We start from the raw sequence: 20,476 nt of genomic DNA, 5'->3' as shown, positions 1-20,476 counted from the left end.
GTGAGTTATTTTACAGTAAAGAATGAAGCAAGTGACCAATTTGAGGAGAAAAAATCTGTATTTATTGGACATGCAAAAAGAGTATATAGTGAAGAAGAGGCTAGAAAATTTATTGATAAAATAAAAAATGAGCATAAAGAAGCGAGACACAATGTATACGCATATGTTATTGGAGAGAATATGGGGATTCAACGTTATAGTGATGATGGAGAACCACAAGGGACAGGGGGAGTTCCGTCACTGGAAGTTATAAAGAGAAAAGGAATTACTGATGTAGCAATTGTGGTTACAAGGTACTTTGGAGGAATACTTCTTGGAACAGGAGGTTTAGCAAGAGCTTATTCTAAAGGAACGTCTATTGCTATAGAAAAAGCAGAAGTTGTAGAAAAGGTGAAAGGAGTACAAATGCATATTACAATAGATTATGACTTGTTAGGAAAAGTTCAATATGTATGCGGGCAAAATCAATGGCACATAGAAGATGTAGAATATACAGATAAGGTGTGTTTAAGAATATTGTCTCCTCTAGACAGTGTAGAAAAAGTAAAAGCAAAGATAGTTGAAGCAACTTCAGGAAAAAGTGAGTTTAAATTGGGTAATAAAAAATATTATTTCAAATTAGAAAATAGATTATTTGAAGAAGAGTTGTAAACTAAAATTTGAAAAAATTTTAAAATATATGCTATAATATTAAGCGATTGTAAAATAAATTATACATATGATGGCAGCGTATTGTATGTTTGTAAATAATATATGTGAGTAGTTAGGGGGAAGTTTTTCATGTCAGGACATTCAAAGTGGCATAATATACAAGCTAAAAAAGGTAAAAATGATGCTAAAAGAGGAAAAATATTCACTAAAATAGGTAGAGAGCTTATGTTAGCAGCTAGAGATGGTGGATCTAATCCAGATACTAATGCTAAGCTAAGAGATGTTATAGCAAAAGCAAAGGCTGCAAACATGCCTAATGATACGTTAGAAAGAGCAATTAAAAAAGGGGCTGGTGAACTTGAAGGCATAAGCTATGAAGAAATAATTTATGAAGGATATGCACCAGGTGGAGTTGCAGTAATGGTAAAAACGCTTACAGATAATAGAAATAGAAGTGCTGCAAGCGCTAGACATTTATTTGATAAGTATGGTGGAAATTTAGGAGCAAATGGATGTGTTTCTTATATGTTCCAAAGAAAAGGTCAAATAGTAATAGAAAGAACTGAAGAAGTTGATGAAGATGAATTAATGATGGTAGCATTAGAAGCTGGAGCTGAAGATTTCAATGCAGAAGAAGAGGTATTTGAAATTGTAACTGACCCAATAGAATTCTCAGCTGTTCGTGAAGAACTTGAAAAAGCTGGTTATGAATTTGTAGAAGCAGACATTACTATGATACCAGATATGATGACATCTGTTGATATGGAAACTGCACCAAAGACTCAAAAGCTTATAGATATGCTTGAAGATGACGATGATGTTCAAGATGTTTATACAAATGCTGAGTTTCCTGAGGAATTTGAAGGTTAAAGATGTAATCATTATATCTTAAAAATTTATGATTGATTGTTATAATCACTTTTTATATGTTGAAAAAAATATATATAAAGTGATTATTTTTTATACTTATGAATAAGTATTGAATAGAAAAACTAGAAATTAAATAAGAGATACTAAAATATTCTGAGTTAGGAGTGTTTTATGTGGATATTGATAAATTAAAGCAAAAAGAAGATAAAAAAGAGTTAGATGATTTATTAAGAGTGAAGTTGAAAACTATAGCAAAATATAAATTTTATAATTTTAGTATTATTTACAACGAAGTTACAGAAGAAATTAATACTAAAATTAAAAATAAAAAACAAGATTTTATTAATGAGTTTATTGAGTATTTTTACAAAAAAGATTTTAGCGTAGAAACAAAGAGTAATATGTATACTGCAAAATATAAAGGGTTATATATAATATTAATTAATGAAGATAATAATATGTTTTCTCTTAAAATTCCAAGTGAAAAAATTTTCTATAAAATACAAATCAAAGAGGAAAATATATTTAGCAATATGATATACTGCAAAGATATATTAAGATATAAATCTGAAGATTTGAATACCAATAATTATAAAAAAATAATTGAGAATATTGATGAAATACAAGAATTAGAGGAGTTAATTAAGATAATACAAAAAAATATAAATCATTATAAAAGAACGTTAGACTATTTTGAAATGATTAAGTATATTTATTCAATTTATAAATCATCATATGTTGAATGTACTACATTTAAAGCACTATTTGAAATTTATATAAGTGAGAATTCATTGTAATTATTTATTCAAAAGAATAATCATATATACTAATTGCATACTAAAAGTATATATAATAAAAGATTAAAAGGGTGAAAAGAGAATGGAAATAGTATTATTTTCTATTTTGAGAACAATCATAGCATATGCAGTACTTTTAATATTAACAAGATTAATGGGAAGAATGATAATTTCACAAATTACATTTTTCGATTTTATAATAGCAATAGTACTAGGATCAGTAACGAGAGTTTTTGTTGTAGATTCCAATGCTCCTAAATATTCTTCAATGGTTGTTCTTATTACTTTTACTATATTGACAATTCTAATAAACTATTTTGATATAAAAAGTGTGAAGTTTAGAAAAATTATAAATGATAAACCTATTTTAGTTGTGAAAAATGGGAAAATTATTGATAGAAATTTATGCAAAATCCCATTATCTATAAATGATTTGTTAATGCTATTACGTGAGAAAGATGTATTCGATATATCTGAAGTAGATACTGCGTTATGTGAGTATGATGGAAAACTATCGGTACTTTTAAAACCCGAAAATCAGCCAGTAACTCCTGAAAATTTAAATATAAAAACAAAATATAAGACTCTTATGAAAGATTTAATTATTGATGGCGAAGTAATTAATAAGAACTTATTAATTGAACATAAAAATATAGAGTGGTTAAATAATAAATTACATACTTATCATATTGAAAATATAAAAGATGTATTTTATGCAGGATTAGACTCTGATGGAGATGTATATGTTTCCCTAAAAAATACAAAAGAATAAATCTTACCTTTTATGCTTAAAATATGTAAAGAAAAATATATAAATTAAACTTTTAGGTGAATAAATAAGTTGAACCTTGACCATAATATCAACAAAAGGAGTGATATTATGGAAAAAAAGAAATTAATTTCAATTTTGTTTGCCGGTTTATTGTTTTTTACCTTTATTATTGGATATAATATAGGATTAAATAAGGAAAGTAAAATAAAAAAAGATACTAAAGATAAAAAGCAACAGTTAAATTTAGATGTTAGTGTAGGCAAAATAAGAGATAAGAAAATTTTAAACAAGATAGTTTCAAAAGATGCTGAAATAATTTTTGAAATGGAATGTACTAATGAAAGTAAATATATGATAGAAAGAAGAAAAAAAGCAGAGGATGAAGGAATAGTAGGCAAAAAAGGTATAGAATTAGAAAAAATATATAAAAAAGCAGGATATGTGGTTAAAGAAATAAATGATAATAAAGTTGAAATGATTAGAGGAACATTAAAATATAAACCTAATTCATATATTCTTATGACTGAAAATAATGAAATTATAATAGCTCATAGTGATAAAAATGGTAGTGTTTTTGACAGTGAAGGAAATATATTAGATAGACAAGGAACTGGAACTTTTTTAGAAAGTTTAAGAGCTGAGGATATATCTAATATTATAAATGGACATGAATCTATACAATATGCAACTAATACAGAGTTAAATGACAGCATTAAAGACTTTGATATAAAATATGAAATTCCAGAATAGAGCATTTCATATTTTTTTGTATAAATAACTTTTATAACTTCTGTGATTTCTTGATAATTTAAAGTTAAAATGGTAAAGTATTATATGATTGTATAATTAGGAAGTTTTGGAGGGTATAAAATTTGTACGAATATATTAAAGGGACTTATATAGGGATAAATAAAGATTATATAATAGTTGAAAATAATAATATAGGCCATAAAATTTATACTTCAGGAAGTACTATGGCTAAAATGCCAAATATAAATGAAGAAGTAAAGATTTTCATTCAGCAAATAGTAAGAGAGGATTTCATTGGTTTATATGGATTTCTAACAGAGGAAGAAAGAGAAATGTTTAATCTTCTTTTAACAATTAATGGAGTTGGAAGTAAGGCTGCTTTGTCATTACTTTCTATAAGTAATGTAAATAATTTAAAATTTGCTATTTTATCTAGTGATTATGCAACACTTACAAAAGCACCTGGAATAGGCAAAAAGATTGCTCAGAGAATTATTTTAGAACTTAAAGATAAGTTAGGGGATATAAATGAACTAAGCAATAAGGATGAAAAAGATTTAATTGCGATTTCGGAGTCAGTGCAAAAAAATTATGCTGATGCACTTGAGGCACTTATTTCTCTTGGATTTTCAGAGAAAGAGTCAGAAAAGGCGCTTAAACTTGTTGATATAAACAAAAGTTTAGAAGTAATTATTAAAGATAGTTTAAAACATTTAATGAATTGAGGGGTATAGTATATGGAGGATAGATTAGTTTCTGCTTCATATAAAAATGAAGATACTGATATAGAATATTCATTAAGACCTCAAAGCCTTGATGAATATATAGGACAGCAGAAGGTAAAGGAAAAGTTAAGCATTTTTATAAAAGCGGCTAAGCAAAGAGGAGAATCATTAGATCATGTACTCTTATATGGGCCGCCAGGTCTTGGTAAAACTACTTTGGCCAATATAATTGCTAAAGAAATGGGAGGTAATTTAAAAATTACTTCAGGACCAGCTATAGAGAGAGCTGGAGATCTAGCAGCTATACTTACAGGATTAAGTGATTTTGATGTATTATTTATAGATGAGATTCACAGACTAAATAGAGCTGTAGAAGAAATATTATACCCAGCTATGGAAGATAATGCATTAGATATAGTTATAGGAAAAGGAGCAGCTGCTAAATCTATAAGATTAGATTTACCTAAATTTACATTGATAGGTGCAACAACACGTGTAGGGCTTTTGACTTCACCTCTTCGTGATAGGTTTGGAGTATTAAGTTCCATGCAATTTTATGAAGAAGAGGAACTAAAGGAAATAGTAATTAGATCTTCTCAGATTTTAGGAGTAGAGATAAAAGCTGATGCTGCATACGAAGTAGCAAAAAGATCAAGAGGTACACCAAGAATTGCAAATAGAATTTTAAAAAGAGTTAGAGACTATTGTGAAGTTAAAGGAAATGGAATAATTGATGTAGATACTGCAAAAAATGCTTTGCAACTTTTAGAAATTGATAGTGAAGGGTTTGATAGAATAGATAATAAAATATTAGAAGCTATAATTGATAACTTTAAAGGAGGACCTGTAGGTCTTGAAACGTTATCCTATTTTATAGGAGAAGAACTCGACACTATACAAGATGTATATGAGCCTTATCTTCTGCAAAAAGGATTTATAGTAAGAATGCCAAGAGGAAGAAAGGCTACAGAAAAAGCTTATAAACATTTAAAAAGACCAATAAGCAAGTAGTGAAGATTAACGTAAGAGGAGTGGACGTATTGAAAGTTAGTGAATATGATTTCTATTTACCAGAAGAATTAATTGCACAGCATCCAAAGAAAAATAGGGATGAATCAAGACTCATGGTAGTTGATAAAGAAACTGGCGAAATAGAGCATAAAATATTTAAGAATGTAATTGATTATCTTAATCCAGGAGACTGTTTAGTACTAAATAATACAAGAGTTTTACCAGCTAGATTAATAGGAGAAAAAGAAAATACTGGTGGGAAAATGGAATTCTTATTGCTGAAGAGGATAGAAGGAGATTTATGGGAAACTCTAGTAAAACCTGGTAAGAGAGCTAAGATTGGAGCAAGATTTAGTTTTGGTGAAGGAGAACTTAAGGCAGAAGTTCAAGATATAGGAGAAGATGGAAGCAGAATTGTTAAATTTGAATATAAGGGTATATTTGAAGAAGTCTTAGATAAGTTAGGACAAATGCCACTACCTCCATATATTACAGAAAAATTAGAAGATAGAGAAAGATATCAAACTGTTTATTCTAAGGAAGTAGGTTCTGCTGCAGCGCCAACTGCTGGACTACATTTTACAGAAGAGCTTATGAATTCTATGAAAGAAAAGGGAATTAAAATTTGTTTTGTGACTCTTCATGTAGGACTAGGAACCTTCAGACCTGTAAAGGTGGAAAATATTGAAGAACACCATATGCATTCAGAGTATTATACAATGTCAAAGGAAACTGCTGATATTATTAATGAAACAAAAGAAAATGGCGGCAGAGTAATTGCTGTTGGGACTACATCATGTAGAACCTTAGAAACTATTGGAGACAATGATGGAAAAGTAAGAGAACAATCAGGATGGACAGATATATTTATGTATCCAGGATATAAATTTAAAGTAGTTGATATACAAATTACAAATTTCCATTTACCACAATCTACTTTATTAATGTTAGTAAGTGCTTTTGCAAGTAATGATATTATGATGAATGCTTATGATATTGCTGTAAAAGAAAAATATAGATTTTTTAGTTTTGGAGACGCAATGATTATAAAATAATTGATAATTGAGAGTTAGGGGAGTTTTGCCTTTGGCAAAACTAAAATGAAAGGAGAAAAGACAGTGTTTAAGTTACATAAAAAAAATGGTAATGCAAGACGTGGAGAATTTGTTACTCCACATGGAGTAATACAAACTCCGGTATTTATGAATGTAGGAACTTTAGCAGCCATTAAAGGTGCTGTATCAACAATGGATTTAAAAGAAATAAGATGTCAAGTAGAATTATCTAATACATATCATCTGCATTTGAGACCAGGGGATAAGGTTATAAAGAAATTAGGTGGATTACATAAATTCATGAATTGGGATAGACCTATACTTACTGATTCGGGTGGATTTCAAGTTTTTTCTTTGTCAGCAATGAGAAAAATAAAAGAAGAAGGGGTTTACTTCAATTCACATATTGATGGAAGAAAAATATTTATGGGACCAGAAGAAAGCATGCAAATACAAAGCAATCTAGCGTCTACTATAGCTATGGCTTTTGATGAATGTATACCGAATCCTTCGCCAAGAGAATATGTTATTAATTCTGTTGCTAGAACAACAAGATGGCTTGAAAGATGTAAGAAAGAAATGGATAGATTAAATTCTCTTCCAGATACAATAAATAAGAAACAAATGCTATTTGGAATAAATCAAGGTGGAGTTTATGAAGATATAAGAATACAACATGCGAAAGAAATTTCAAAAATGGATTTAGATGGATATGCAATAGGCGGTCTTGCTGTAGGAGAAACTCATGAAGAAATGTATAGAACGATTTCCGCAGTAGAACCTTATCTTCCAGCTGATAAGCCAAGATATTTAATGGGAGTTGGTCTTCCTAGCAATATTTTAGAAGCAGTAGAGAGAGGCGTAGATTTTTTTGATTGTGTATTACCTGCCAGAAATGGAAGACATGGACATGTATTCACTAAATATGGTAAAATAAACTTGATGAATGCAAAATTTGAATTAGATGATAAGCCTATTGATGAAGAATGTGATTGTCCAGCGTGTCAACACTATACTAGAGCTTACATAAGACATCTTTTTAAAGCAAAAGAAATGCTTGCTATGAGATTATGTGTACTTCACAACTTATATTTCTATAATAAGTTAATGGAAGACATTAGAGATGCAATTGACGGAGATTATTTTGCAGATTTTAAAGCCCAAAAACTTGAAGAATGGGGAGGAAGAGCGTAGAGCTTCAAAGGGAAAAATTAGTATACTGTAAAAAATACAAACTAAAAGCTAACAAAATATGTAATGAGTTGGAAGGAGGGGGAAGTATGCCGCAGCAGGGAAGTATTATTGCCTTAGTATTGCCATTTATATTTGTTATGGCGTTGTTTTACATATTTATCTCAATCCCTGAAAAAAAGAGAAAAAAACAGTATAATGCTATGATAGAGGGATTAAGAATAAATGATGAAGTTATGACTAGAGGTGGAATTGTAGGCAAAATTACAAAAATCAAAGATGATTTTATTATAATTGAGTCAGGTCCTGATAAAGTGAAATTTAAACTCAAAAAAAATGGGATAGCTGCAGTTACAAGTGTTATAGAAGAAAAAAAATAACAAGTTAAAAAGTAATAAAACACCTTCAATCTACATAGGTATTATTAGATAGGAGGTGTTTTTATGGAAAATAATAGTGATGTTATCCGAATTGGAGAAGGTGTAGTTAGAAGCTTTTTTCTAACTTTAATATTGTTACTTGTATATGCTATAATAACATCCTTTGTAGATACTAATGCAAAATTTGATTCTATATATAAAGTTGTAATAACTGCACTTGGTGTCATGTATGGAGCTATATATGCAGTAAGAAAAATTAACAGAAGAGGATGGTTAATTGGATTAATTGTAGGAATGTTATATATGATAGTTATCTATTTAGTATCGGTACTTAATGGAAGAGGATTAGCATTATCAAGTTTTTCTATACTAAGAATAATTTTGGCTCTTGCTGTAGGAACACTATCTGGAATGTTAGGAATAAATATATAAAATTACTTTATTTAAAGTAAAATATATGATATAATTTACAGGGTGATTTTATATTGGGAATGGAGGAATTACGATGAAGCATATTAAAACTATAAACAAGCCAAATATAAAAAATAGTTTAAATAAACCAGGATGCAAAGAATGTGCTAACTCTTGCCAATCTGCATGTAAGACATCTTGCACAGTTGCAAATTTAGCTTGTGAAAACTAATACTAAAGTATGAGCAGTAACATTATGTTACTGCTTTATGTTTATTTAAGGAGGAAATAAAATTGGAATTAATGCATAAATTTATTCAAGAAGGAGAATATTTTGTACTAGATGTTAATACGGGAGCAGTTCACATTATAGATGAAATAGTTTATGATTTGCTAGATGAAGAAAAATTAAGAACAAAAGAAGAACTTCTTGAAGAATATAAGGATAAGTATACTAAAGAAGAAATTGAGGAAGTATATAATGAGATAAAAGAACTTGTAAAAGAAGGGTATCTATACTCACAAGATTTGTATGAGGATATTGCAATAAAAAGTCAAGAGTCTCCAAATTACATAAAAGCTTTATGTTTAAATATAACTCATGACTGTAACTTAAGATGTAAATATTGTTTTGCTGATGAGGGAAAATACCATGGTGCAAGAAAGGTTATGTCACCAGAAGTTGCTAAAAAAGCAATAGATTATGTTATAGAGCATAGTGGTCCAAGAAGAAATATTGAAGTAGATTTATTTGGTGGAGAACCACTTTTAGCTATGAAAGAAATAAAAGAAATAATAGCTTATGCTAGGGAACAAGAAAAGATACACAATAAAGTTATTAGATTTACTATGACTACCAATGCTACATTACTAACTGATGAAATTATGGAATATATGGATGAAGAAATGGGAAATATAGTATTGAGCATAGATGGAAGAAAAGAAGTAAATGATAATGTAAGAATTAGAGTAGATAATAGTGGAACTTATGATTCAATACTGCCTAAAATATACAAAATGGTGGAAAAAAGAGACAAGTCCAAACTATATTATGTTAGAGGAACTTTCACTAGAGAGAATTTAGACTTTTATAAGGATGTTGAGCATTTAGCTGATTTAGGATTTAAAGAAATATCTGTTGAACCTGTAGTTTTACCTGATGAACATCCGTTATCTTTAAGAGAACAGGATTTACCAACTATTTTCGAAAATTATGATATGTTATATAAAGATATGCTTAAAAGACAAAAAGAAGGAAACGAATTTAAGTTTTATCACTTTAACATAGATCTTCAAGGAGGACCTTGTGTTTATAAGAGAATATCAGGATGTGGTGCTGGGCATGAGTATATTGCTGTAACACCAGATGGAGATATCTATCCATGCCATCAATTTGTAGGTAATGAAGATTTTAAAATGGGAACAATATATGATGAGGATGATAAAATAAATTGGAATATTGCTAAAAAATTCAAGTGTGCTCATATTTACAATAAACCGACATGTAAAAAATGTTGGGCAAGATTTTACTGTAGTGGAGGATGTCAAGCTAATAATTATAATTTTAATGATGACATACATATTCCATATAAGGTAGGATGTGAAATGCAGAAGAAGAGAATAGAATGTGCTATTGCTTTAAAAGCTAAAAAAATGGAAGAATAGTCATATAATTACCTAATATTGACTAGTAAAATTAAAAAGACTATAATAAAGTATAATTGTGCCTATAAATATGTGACAAAGGGGGATAAAAATGAGAAACTCAAAGGCAAATAAATCCAAAAAGATTAAAAGCACTATAACATTCCTCGTTATAGTATTAGCAATAGGGTTATTAGCTTATTCTAGTGCTTTTGGATTTAAGAATATTGCGGGATATAAGGTTAAACCATTTAGTCAGGTTATAAATAAAGGGCTTGATTTACAAGGTGGTATTTCTGTCTTAGAAGAGATAAAAGGTGAAGAAGTAGACAATGCTACCATTGATAGAACAATAGAAATGTTATCTATGAGAGTAAATCCAAATGGTGCAAAGGAAACTACTGTTTCTAGAGAAGGAAAAAATAGAATAAGAATTGAAATACCAGGTGAGTTTGATGCTAAGAAGGTTTTGCAAAATATAGGTAAAACAGGTAAACTAGAATTTAAAGGCCCTGATGATAAAGTGATTTTAACAGGTAAAGATGTTAAAGATGCTACTGCTTATATGGATCAAATGGGTCAGCCTATAGTAGGATTAGACCTTAATCCAGAAGGCGCAAAGAAATTTGCAGAAGCAACAGCAAAATTCCTTGGACAACAAATAGGAATTTATATGGACGGTGAAAGCTTAACTAAACCACATGTTAAGGATATAATATCAAATGGTAAGGCGACTATATCAGGAAGTAAAAGCTTAGAAGAAGCAAAACGCCAAGCTAATATTATAAAATCAGGAGCACTTCCTGTTACTCTTGAAGCGGTTGAGTTTAAAACGGTAGGTGCAACTTTAGGGCAAAATGCACTTCCATTAAGTATGAAAGCTGGTGCTATAGGAATAGGATTAGTATTACTATTTATGCTTATTTATTATAGAGGACCAGGAATTATGGCGAGTATTGCTTTAGTTTTCTATGTAATAATAGTTTTAGCTACTTTCGCAGCTGCTAATGTAACATTAACATTATCAGGTATAGCTGGATTCTTACTTACAGTTGGTATGGCAGTTGATGCTAATGTACTTATATTTGAAAGAATTAAGGAAGAATTTAAGCTAGGGAAAAGTGTAAAGGCAGCAACAGAAGCTGGATTTAACAGAGCTCTTTCATCTATACTTGATTCTAATATAACTACTGTTATTGCTGCTATAGTACTATATTCTTTAGGTTCAGGTGCAGTAAAGGGATTTGCACTTACACTTATGATTGGTATAGTATTAAGTATATTTACAGCCCTTACAGTTACAAAATTATTACTTAAACTAGGTATCGAAATGGGATTACTTAATAGTTCTACTCATTTTGGTGTTAAAAGGGGGTAAATATAGTGCTAAAGATCATAGAAAAAACAAAGATATGGTTTGCTTTATCTTTAACTATAATTATTATAGGAATGGGATTTTTAGGAACTAAGGGTTTGAACTATGGTATAGATTTTAGGGGAGGAACCTTAGTTACTATAGAAATGGGTAAAGACTTTAATCAAAAGAAAAAAGAAGAAGTTGATAAGATAATAAAAAAATATGATGTTAACGCTACTACAAATATAGCGAATGAAACTCAATTAGAAATAAAAAGCAATACTTTGACAAGTGAAACTGTAAGTAAAGCTTTTAAGGAAATAAAAGATACATATAAGTTAGAGGATAAAGCTTTATTATCCCAAAGTAAAGTTGGACCATCAATAGGTAAAGAATTAAAAGATAAAGCAGTTAAAGCTTTTTTAATAGCAACTATTGCTATGCTTATATATATAGGAATTAGATTTGAATTTAAATTTGGAATTGCTGCCATCGCAGCTTTGGTACATGATATATTAATTACTTTAAGTGTATATGCTGTTTTCCAGATTCCGGTAAATTCACCGTTCATAGCAGCTATGCTTACTATTTTAGGATATTCTATAAATGATACAATTGTTATTTTTGATAGAATAAGAGAAAATAGTAGAAAGATGAGAGGAAGAGACATAAAAGAACTTACTAATATAAGTATAACTCAAACTTTAACAAGATCGATAAACACAGTTGTAACTACGTTGTTTACAATTATAGCAGTTTATGTATTGGTACCATCTGTTAGAGAGTTTACTTTCCCTCTTATAGTTGGTATAGTATCAGGAGCTTATTCTTCAATATTTATAGCAAGTCCAGTTTGGGTTGTTCTAAAAAAATATAAGAAAAAAGCTACAGTATAAAGGTTAAGGGGTTGTCTCAAAATAGAAAGTAATTTCTATGACGAGACAGCTTTTTTTATGTACTGCAATACAATATATTTATATATATACATATATATCCACAAGATAGGGGTTTTTATCGAATATAATCCTAAATAATAAAAAAAATATTTGTAATAATTAAGAATTTAACTTATAATATTACTTGCTTCCTATAAACTTTGGGGGATTATATATGAGAAAGTATTGTTATTATCATAATTTTTTTAATTCAGTAAAAATGAATAATTGGAATTTATTAAAGGGAATAAATGATGCCTTGGATAGAATTATTAGAGCAGTTAATAAAAGAGAAAAAATAGTTATTTATGGCTCTTACAATGTAGATGGAATAACTAGTGTTTCACTGCTTATATTAATTTTAAAATATTTAAATGCAGACGTGGAATATTATATACCAGACAGAATAAATGAGCAAAATATTTTTAATTCTGCAGCTATTGAAAATCATATTAAATTACTAGGAGCTAGTTTAATTATTACAGTTGGATGTGGAACAAATTCTTTTGAGGAAGTTCAATTGTGTAAGAAACTTGGAATTGATGTAATTATAACAGATTATCAAAAGCCTAAAAGTACAATACCTGAAACTATTGTTATTAACCCTAAACAAGAAGGGTGTATCTATCCTTTTAAAGAATTAAATGCTGTTGGTGTAGCGTTTAAATTGGCTTGTGCAATTGCTGAACATTATCATGTGCAATGCATTGAAAAATACTTGGATTTGGTAGCCATAGGTATTGCTTCAAGCAATGTTTCTTTAGTTGGTGAGAATGAACTTATGATAGAAAAAGGAATTTATTATCTAACTTACACTAATAATTATGGTATTAAAGCCATAATGAAGATAAATAATATAACTAAAATTAATTATTCAGCTTTAAGAAAGTTGGCTAATATTGTGATGCCTAAAATTAATGCAGTAGGCAGAATGGATGATGCACGAATTGTAGTAGAATTATTTACTACATTAGATAATGGAAGAGCAGAACAAATTGCTAAGTACATAAATAAGACAATTCAATATGATGCCGAAAAAATAAATTTATAAATAATAGGGGGAATACAAGTGGATTTAAAAGAAAACATTAGAGTAATTGAAGGATTTCCAAAGGAAGGTATAAGCTTTAAAGATGTAACAACTGTTTTAAAAGATGCTAAAGCCTTTAAATATTCAGTAGATAAAATTGCAGACTATTTAAAAGATAAGAATATAGACATTGTTGTTGGACCAGAAGCTAGAGGTTTTCTTTTTGGTGCGCCAGTAGCTTATGCTATAGATGCAGGATTCGTTCCAGTTAGAAAAAAAGGAAAATTACCAAGTGATACAATGGGTGTAGAGTATTCTTTGGAATATGGAACAGATACTCTTGAAATGCATAAAGATGCTATAAAACCAGGGCAAAGAGTTGCAATAGTAGATGATTTGCTTGCGACTGGTGGTACTATTGAATCAGTTGTTAAACTTGTAGAACAACTAGGTGGAGAAGTAGTGAGTGTTGATTTTATCATCGAGTTAACAGAATTAAATGGAAAAGATAAACTAAAAGGTTATGACGTTATGTCATTAGTTAAGTATGATTTATAATAAAAACTCCTTGCTAAATTATAGCAAGGAGTTTTTATTGGTTTATATTATTGGCAATTGGATATAATAATGGTAGTTAAGGAATTTATATAAAAAAAGGTTTTTATTGCAAATTTCTACACCGTATTATATAATATTTATAAAAAAAACGATGGCTGGTTAGAAAAACCAGCTTTTGATTTTAGGAGAGAATTTGTATGCTGGATGATTTATTAGAAAAAATTGTAGAAAATTGTCAAAATATTAATGAAGATATAATTATAAAAGCTTACCGTTATGCAGAAAATGCACATAAAGATCAAAGACGTATATCAGGTGAACCTTATGTAATGCATCCAGTGGAAGTTGCTTGTATTTTATCAGAAATGGGTTTGGATGAAAATACTATTGCGGCTAGTTTACTCCACGATGTAATAGAAGATACAGAATTTACATTTGAAGATATAGAAAGAGAATTTAATAGTGAGGTCGCTATCTTAGTTGAAGGAGTAACTAAACTTGGTAAAATAAAGTATAAAACGAAAGAAGAACAGCAGGCTGAAAATGTAAGAAAAATGTTATTTGCAATGACTAAGGATATACGAGTAATTTTAATAAAGCTTGCAGACAGACTTCACAATATGAGAACTTTAAAATATATGTCTGTAGAAAAGCAAAAAGAAAAAGCAAAAGAGACACTTGATATATATGCACCTCTAGCCCATAGACTTGGGATTTCCAAGATTAAATGGGAATTAGAAGATTTAGCATTAAGATATATGCATCCAAATGAATATTATGATTTGGTAAGAAAAGTAGCAGAAAAGAGAAATGAAAGAGAAGAATATATAAACAAAATTATTAACCAACTGCAAGAAAAGCTAAAAAGTACGGGAATAGAAACTGAAATTGCAGGAAGACCAAAACATTTTTATAGTATTTATAGAAAGATGGTTATAAAAAACAAAACAATAGATCAAATTTATGATTTAACGGCTATTAGAATTCTTGTAAATGATGTAAGAGATTGTTATGCTGCACTTGGTATTGTCCATACTATGTATAAACCTATTCCAGGAAGGTTTAAAGACTATATAGCAATGCCTAAACCAAATATGTATCAGTCATTACATTCAACTGTTATTGGACCACAAGGAAAACCGTTTGAAATACAAATTAGAACTTATGAAATGCATAACACATCTGAATATGGAATTGCAGCTCACTGGAAATATAAAGAAGGAGAACCTTCTAATGAAAATAAGGACTTTGAAACTAAGCTGACTTGGCTTAGAGAAGTTTTAGAATGGCAGAGAGAAACGTCTAATCCTGAAGAGTTTATGGAAAACTTTAAAATAGATATGTTTTCAGATGAAGTTTTTGTTTTTACTCCTAAGGGGGCAGTTATTAATCTTCCTTATAATTCCACACCTATAGATTTTGCTTATAGAATTCATACGGATGTTGGGCATAGATGTGTAGGTGCTAAGGTTAATGGTAAAATTGTACCATTGGATTATCGTTTAAAAACTGGAGAAATAGTAGAGGTATTAACGTCGTCATCTCCAAAAGGACCTAGCATTGACTGGTTGAATATTACCCAAAGTAATCAAGCAAAAAGCAAAATTAAGGCTTGGTTTAAGAAGGAAAAAAGACATGATAATATAGAAAAAGGTAAAGAATTAATTGATAAGGAAAGTAAACGCCAAGGAACTAATTTTGGAAAAGTTGCAAAAGGTGAAGCGTTAGAAAATTTATTAAAGAAGTATAATTTTAATAATATAGATGACTTATATGTTGGTGTTAGTATTGGTGCTGTTGCACCAGCTTCTATTGTTAATAAGTTAATAGGATATATAAAGAGTCAAGAAGGACAAAAAGAAGATGTTAATATTGAGGAATTAAAGCAACAGCTGCAGCATACAACAAAAGTTAAGAGAAGAAGTAATTCACCAGGAGTTAGAGTTAAAGGAATTGAAAATGTTCTTGTTAGGTTTGCTAAATGCTGTAATCCAGTACCAGGCGATTCTATTATTGGATATATAACAAAAGGAAGAGGCGTTTCTGTACACAGAGGAGATTGTCAAAATATAAATACTTTAATTGTAAATGACAGTAGTAGAATTATTGATGTTACATGGGAAGATGAAAATTCAAGAAAAACAGAATATATTACTGAAATTGAGGTTAGAGCGGAGAATAGAAATGGATTATTAGCGGAACTTATGGAAGCTATTATTGAAACTAAGATTGCATTATATGCAGTTAACGCTAAAACAGGTAAATCTAGTGTTGCAATAGTAACTATTAAGTTAAGAATATCTGATATAGAAAAACTAAAAGAAGTTATGAGGAAAATGAGAAAGCTTAAAGGCGTAATTGCGGTATATAGAACTAAAAATTAATGAGGTGTTAAAAGTGAGAGCAGTAGTGCAAAGAGTTACATCTTCTACTGTTACAGTAGAAGATGAAATAGTTGGTAATATAGGAAAAGGGTTTAATGTTTTGCTAGGTATTTCTAAAGATGATACAATAGAAGATGTTAAATATTTAAAAGATAAAATAGTTAATCTAAGAGTGTTTGAGGATGAAAACGGAAAGTTGAATAAGTCTCTGAAAGAGGTAAATGGAGAACTTCTAATCATTTCACAATTTACCTTGTATGGTGATTGTAGAAAAGGAAGAAGACCTAATTTTATGCAGGCTTTAGGTGGAGGAGAAGCAGAAAAGCTCTATTTAGAGTTTGTAGATGCGTGTAGGGAAGAAATTGATAAAGTAGAAACAGGAAAATTTGGAGCAGAAATGTTAGTAGATATAAAAAATGACGGACCTGTTACATTAATGGTAGAGAGTAAAAAAACTTTTTAATTTTGTATAAAGGGTGATAAAAATGAAAATAAAGAGAATTCCAGCCGGAATTTATGAAGCTAATTGTTATATATTAATAGACGAAAAAACCAAAGAGGTTGCTGTAATAGATCCAGGTGGAGATGGAGAAATTCTAATTAAGGAAATTGATAAGTTAGATGTTAAGGTTAACTGTATTCTTTTAACACATGGACATATGGATCATACTGATGCTGTTCAAGATATAAAAGACAAATACAATGTTCCTGTATATATTAATCCTAAAGACAAAGAAATGATGTCTGCAGGAGAAAATGTATTTGGTGCTATATGGGAACAAAAGAATGATGGAACAATTGAAGATGGTGACACCCTAAAACTTGGGGAGTTGATAATCAAATGTATAGAGACAGCTGGACATACTCCAGGAGGCATGTGCTTTTTAGTAGAAAATGTAGTTTTCACTGGAGATACTTTGTTTCAGGGTTCAATAGGAAGAACTGATTTCGTTGGAGGAAGCTATGAGTTATTAATTAAAAATATTAAGACAAAACTTATGATTCTTCCAGAAGATACTATTGTATTGCCAGGACATGGACCAGAAAGTAGTATTAAATATGAAAAACAAAACAACCCATTTTTATAAAGAAAATTGGCGGTTGAGAATGTCAGTGCATTAGAATACGAGGGAAAGAAAATGGTGAAAATTAAGTTAAATGACTTCAAATATAGATATGATGTATATCATATGTTTAATCTTTTTTATAATTTTAACAATATCGAATTTGTAGAAGAAGATTATGATTTTCATGTAACTATTTTGGAGGAAAAAATAGAAATTTTTGATAAAGATGAACAATTAGCATGTTTTGAAATATATGAAGATTTTAAAAAAAATGATCAAGTTAAAGGTGCAATCTTTAAATATTTAAGAGAGAAAACAGGAAAAGAACTGCCGTGGGGAGTATTAATTGGTATTAGACCTACAAAAAAAGTTTTAGACTTCATGGATCAGGGGAAAAGTGAACAAGATATACTAAGAAGTTTTATAGAAAACTCTTTTGTAAGAGAGGATAAAGCAAGACTTTGTATAGATATAGCCAAAGTTGAAAGAAAAAATGTGAATAAAGATAAAAAATCTATAAGTGTATATATAGGTATGCCTTTCTGTCCAACTAGATGTTTATATTGTTCTTTTACATCAAATCCAATTAGCAGCTGCAAAAAAATTGTAGATGATTATTTAACAACATTAAATCATGAAATTCAAGTAATGAAAAAGTTTATAGATGAAAAGAATCTGAAGATTGAATGTGTCTATTTTGGAGGAGGTACGCCTACTTCTATAAGTGAAAAACAATTTGAATCTACTCTATTTAATATCTATGATAATTTTGTAAAAGGGCGAAATGTTCGTGAATTTAATGTGGAATGTGGACGTCCAGACAGTATTAATGCGGCTAAACTAAGTAGTATGAAAAAATTTGGTGTTAATAGAATTAGTATTAACCCTCAATCTATGAATAATGATACTTTAAAATCAATAGGAAGAAACCATACAGTAGAAGATGTAATCAATAAATTTAATTTGGCTAGAAAACTCGGGTTCGATAATATAAATATGGACATTATTGTGGGCCTTCCTAATGAAGGTTTAGAACAGGTTAGAAATACATGCTCCGAATTATTAAAGCTTAACCCTGACAGTATAACAGTACATGGTATGTCCGTAAAAAGAGCTTCTAAATTGCATGAGCAAATAGTTACTGGAGTATTTAATATAAGAGAACAAAAGGAACTTAATGCCATGTATGAAGAAACTGTAAAGCTTTCAAAAGAATTAGGTATGAAGCCTTATTATATGTATAGGCAAAAAAATATGGTGGGCAATATGGAGAATGTAGGATATGCAAAACCTTCAAAAGAGGGAATCTATAATATTGAAATGATTGAAGAAAAGCAAACTATAATTGCATTAGGAGCTGATGCAGTTACAAAAGTTGTTTTCTTAGATGATAATAGAATGGAAAGATTTCCAAATATAAAGGACGTAAGAGAATATATAAAGAGGATTGATGAAAAGATAGAAAAGAAAATAGAAATTTTAGAAACTCTTTATTAAATTTCTATTAGGAATAAAATACTGCTTTAAGGTTTACAGTTTACCATTTACAGTTTATAATCTATAGTTAGTATATAGTGCCAATAGTTTGGCACTATAATTTAGTTAAGGGAGAGTGAGAGATTATGGCAATTCAAGCGCCAAAGGGTACTAAAGATTTATTACCTGCGGATTCATATAAATGGCAGTATATTGAAGGAAAATTAAGAAATATAGCTGCAGTTTATGCATGTAGAGAAATTAGAACTCCAATATTTGAACATACAGAATTATTTGAAAGAGGAGTTGGAGAAACTACAGATGTTGTTCAAAAGGAAATGTATACTTTTAAAGATAAAGGTGATAGAAGCGTAACTTTAAAAGCCGAGGGAACAGCACCAGCAGCAAGAGCTTTTATTGAAAACGGATTACATAATGAAGCACAACCTACTAAAATGTTTTACTTTACGCCTGTTTTTAGATATGAAAATGTTCAAAAGGGAAGATTGAGACAACATCACCAATTTGGAATAGAAGTTTTTGGTTCTAAAGAAGCTTCTCTAGATGCAGAAGTTATAAGTTTAGCGATGAGAGCCTTTAAAGAGTTTGGAATACAAAGTTTAGAGTTAAACATAAACAATATAGGGTGTCCAACTTGTAGAGGCAAGTATAATGAAGCGTTAAAAGAATATTTTAAATCAAAATATGATGAATTATGTGATGTTTGTAAAAGCAGATTTGAAAGAAATCCAATGAGAATATTAGATTGTAAAAATAAAAAATGTAAAGAAATAGCTAAAGAAGCACCAATTATTTTAGATTATGTGTGTGAAGAATGTAATGAACATTTTGAAAAGCTAAAAACTTACTTAGATGCTTTAGGAATTAAATATAAAGTTGATCCTTATATTGTAAGAGGACTTGATTATTATACTAGAACAGTATTTGAAATAATAAATGATGATATAACAGTATGCGGCGGTGGAAGGTATAATGGTTTAATATCAGAAATTGGAGGAAAAGATACCCCAGCAGTAGGGTTTGGAATGGGAATAGAGAGATTACTTCTTACTCTTGAGGAAAATAATATAGAAATACCAAAACCAAATCATGTTGAATTATATATTGGTTCTATGGGTGAAAACGGTAAAATTGAGAGTTTAAAGATTGTTAATTCTTTAAGAGAAAAAGGAATAAAGTGTGATTGTGATCATATGGGCAAATCTGTAAAAGCTCAAATGAAGTATGCCAACAAGATAGATGCAGCTTTTACCATTATTTTAGGAGATAACGAGATAAACGAAGGAAATGCTAGACTTAAGAGAATGGAAGACGGAGAACAGTTTGATATAAGCTTGAAGGATTTAGAGACAATAGTTAAAATAGTAAAAGGAAACTAATAGAGGAGGATT

22 protein-coding genes are annotated in these 20,476 nt (G+C 29.5%); all 22 read left to right on the top strand.

The window, feature by feature from the left end; all coding sequences use genetic code 11:
- A complete protein-coding gene (locus OXH55_RS07505; RefSeq protein ID WP_268049209.1) occupies positions 1–651 on the top strand; it encodes a YigZ family protein in 651 nt (216 codons plus the stop codon).
- Positions 652–780: 129 nt separating this feature from the next.
- Positions 781–1,521, top strand: a complete 741-nt coding sequence (locus tag OXH55_RS07500) for a YebC/PmpR family DNA-binding transcriptional regulator (protein ID WP_268049208.1) — start codon at positions 781–783, stop codon at positions 1,519–1,521.
- Positions 1,522–1,694: 173 nt separating this feature from the next.
- The gene (locus OXH55_RS07495) at positions 1,695–2,318 is read left to right on the top strand and encodes a hypothetical protein (RefSeq protein WP_268049207.1); all 624 of its coding nucleotides are present in this window, start codon (positions 1,695–1,697) and stop codon (positions 2,316–2,318) included.
- Positions 2,319–2,400: 82 nt separating this feature from the next.
- Complete coding sequence (locus OXH55_RS07490) at positions 2,401–3,090, top strand: DUF421 domain-containing protein (RefSeq protein ID WP_268049206.1); 690 nt, start codon at positions 2,401–2,403, stop codon at positions 3,088–3,090.
- 108 nt (positions 3,091–3,198) lie between these two features.
- Positions 3,199–3,840, top strand: coding sequence for a hypothetical protein (locus tag OXH55_RS07485; protein WP_268049205.1), 642 nt, complete (start codon positions 3,199–3,201; stop codon positions 3,838–3,840).
- Between the two features lie 122 nt (positions 3,841–3,962).
- Complete coding sequence (gene ruvA, locus OXH55_RS07480; RefSeq protein ID WP_268049204.1) at positions 3,963–4,565, top strand: Holliday junction branch migration protein RuvA; 603 nt, start codon at positions 3,963–3,965, stop codon at positions 4,563–4,565.
- 12 nt (positions 4,566–4,577) lie between these two features.
- Positions 4,578–5,576 carry a Holliday junction branch migration DNA helicase RuvB gene (gene ruvB / locus OXH55_RS07475; protein ID WP_268049203.1) on the top strand — a complete coding sequence of 333 codons (999 nt, stop codon included), beginning with the start codon at positions 4,578–4,580 and terminating at the stop codon, positions 5,574–5,576.
- Between the two features lie 29 nt (positions 5,577–5,605).
- Positions 5,606–6,631, top strand: coding sequence for a tRNA preQ1(34) S-adenosylmethionine ribosyltransferase-isomerase QueA (gene queA, locus OXH55_RS07470; RefSeq protein ID WP_268049645.1), 1,026 nt, complete (start codon positions 5,606–5,608; stop codon positions 6,629–6,631).
- 63 nt (positions 6,632–6,694) lie between these two features.
- On the top strand, positions 6,695–7,825 hold the full coding sequence (tgt, locus tag OXH55_RS07465) for a tRNA guanosine(34) transglycosylase Tgt (RefSeq protein WP_268049644.1): 1,131 nt from the start codon (positions 6,695–6,697) through the stop codon (positions 7,823–7,825).
- 86 nt (positions 7,826–7,911) lie between these two features.
- The gene (yajC, locus tag OXH55_RS07460; RefSeq protein ID WP_268049202.1) at positions 7,912–8,202 is read left to right on the top strand and encodes a preprotein translocase subunit YajC; all 291 of its coding nucleotides are present in this window, start codon (positions 7,912–7,914) and stop codon (positions 8,200–8,202) included.
- 63 nt (positions 8,203–8,265) lie between these two features.
- The gene (locus OXH55_RS07455; protein WP_268049201.1) at positions 8,266–8,634 is read left to right on the top strand and encodes a TIGR04086 family membrane protein; all 369 of its coding nucleotides are present in this window, start codon (positions 8,266–8,268) and stop codon (positions 8,632–8,634) included.
- A gap of 73 nt (positions 8,635–8,707) precedes the next feature.
- Positions 8,708–8,845, top strand: a complete 138-nt coding sequence (scfA, locus tag OXH55_RS07450) for a six-cysteine ranthipeptide SCIFF (RefSeq protein ID WP_268049200.1) — start codon at positions 8,708–8,710, stop codon at positions 8,843–8,845.
- 62 nt (positions 8,846–8,907) lie between these two features.
- Positions 8,908–10,278, top strand: coding sequence for a thioether cross-link-forming SCIFF peptide maturase (scfB, locus tag OXH55_RS07445; RefSeq protein ID WP_268049199.1), 1,371 nt, complete (start codon positions 8,908–8,910; stop codon positions 10,276–10,278).
- Positions 10,279–10,369: 91 nt separating this feature from the next.
- The gene (secD, locus tag OXH55_RS07440) at positions 10,370–11,635 is read left to right on the top strand and encodes a protein translocase subunit SecD (RefSeq protein WP_268049198.1); all 1,266 of its coding nucleotides are present in this window, start codon (positions 10,370–10,372) and stop codon (positions 11,633–11,635) included.
- Positions 11,636–11,640: 5 nt separating this feature from the next.
- Positions 11,641–12,510 carry a protein translocase subunit SecF gene (secF, locus tag OXH55_RS07435; protein ID WP_268049197.1) on the top strand — a complete coding sequence of 290 codons (870 nt, stop codon included), beginning with the start codon at positions 11,641–11,643 and terminating at the stop codon, positions 12,508–12,510.
- A gap of 214 nt (positions 12,511–12,724) precedes the next feature.
- On the top strand, positions 12,725–13,600 hold the full coding sequence (locus OXH55_RS07430) for a DHH family phosphoesterase (RefSeq protein ID WP_418921834.1): 876 nt from the start codon (positions 12,725–12,727) through the stop codon (positions 13,598–13,600).
- An 18-nt stretch (positions 13,601–13,618) separates the two neighbouring features.
- Positions 13,619–14,137: an adenine phosphoribosyltransferase gene (locus OXH55_RS07425; protein WP_268049196.1), complete on the top strand. Its 519-nt coding sequence runs from the start codon at positions 13,619–13,621 to the stop codon at positions 14,135–14,137.
- A 197-nt stretch (positions 14,138–14,334) separates the two neighbouring features.
- A complete protein-coding gene (locus OXH55_RS07420) occupies positions 14,335–16,521 on the top strand; it encodes a RelA/SpoT family protein (protein WP_268049195.1) in 2,187 nt (728 codons plus the stop codon).
- Positions 16,522–16,534: 13 nt separating this feature from the next.
- Positions 16,535–16,984, top strand: a complete 450-nt coding sequence (dtd, locus tag OXH55_RS07415; protein ID WP_268049194.1) for a D-aminoacyl-tRNA deacylase — start codon at positions 16,535–16,537, stop codon at positions 16,982–16,984.
- A 22-nt stretch (positions 16,985–17,006) separates the two neighbouring features.
- Positions 17,007–17,609, top strand: a complete 603-nt coding sequence (locus tag OXH55_RS07410; RefSeq protein WP_268049193.1) for an MBL fold metallo-hydrolase — start codon at positions 17,007–17,009, stop codon at positions 17,607–17,609.
- Between the two features lie 51 nt (positions 17,610–17,660).
- Positions 17,661–19,085: a coproporphyrinogen III oxidase gene (locus OXH55_RS07405; protein WP_268049192.1), complete on the top strand. Its 1,425-nt coding sequence runs from the start codon at positions 17,661–17,663 to the stop codon at positions 19,083–19,085.
- Between the two features lie 125 nt (positions 19,086–19,210).
- Entirely contained in the window at positions 19,211–20,464 is a 1,254-nt protein-coding gene (gene hisS / locus OXH55_RS07400; protein ID WP_268049191.1) for a histidine--tRNA ligase, read from the top strand.
- Positions 20,465–20,476: the final 12 nt, after the last annotated feature.

This window comes from Clostridium ganghwense (assembly GCF_026735165.1).
GTDB lineage: Bacteria > Bacillota > Clostridia > Clostridiales > Clostridiaceae > Clostridium_H > Clostridium_H ganghwense.
This window is presented reverse-complemented; position numbering and strand designations above follow the sequence as displayed.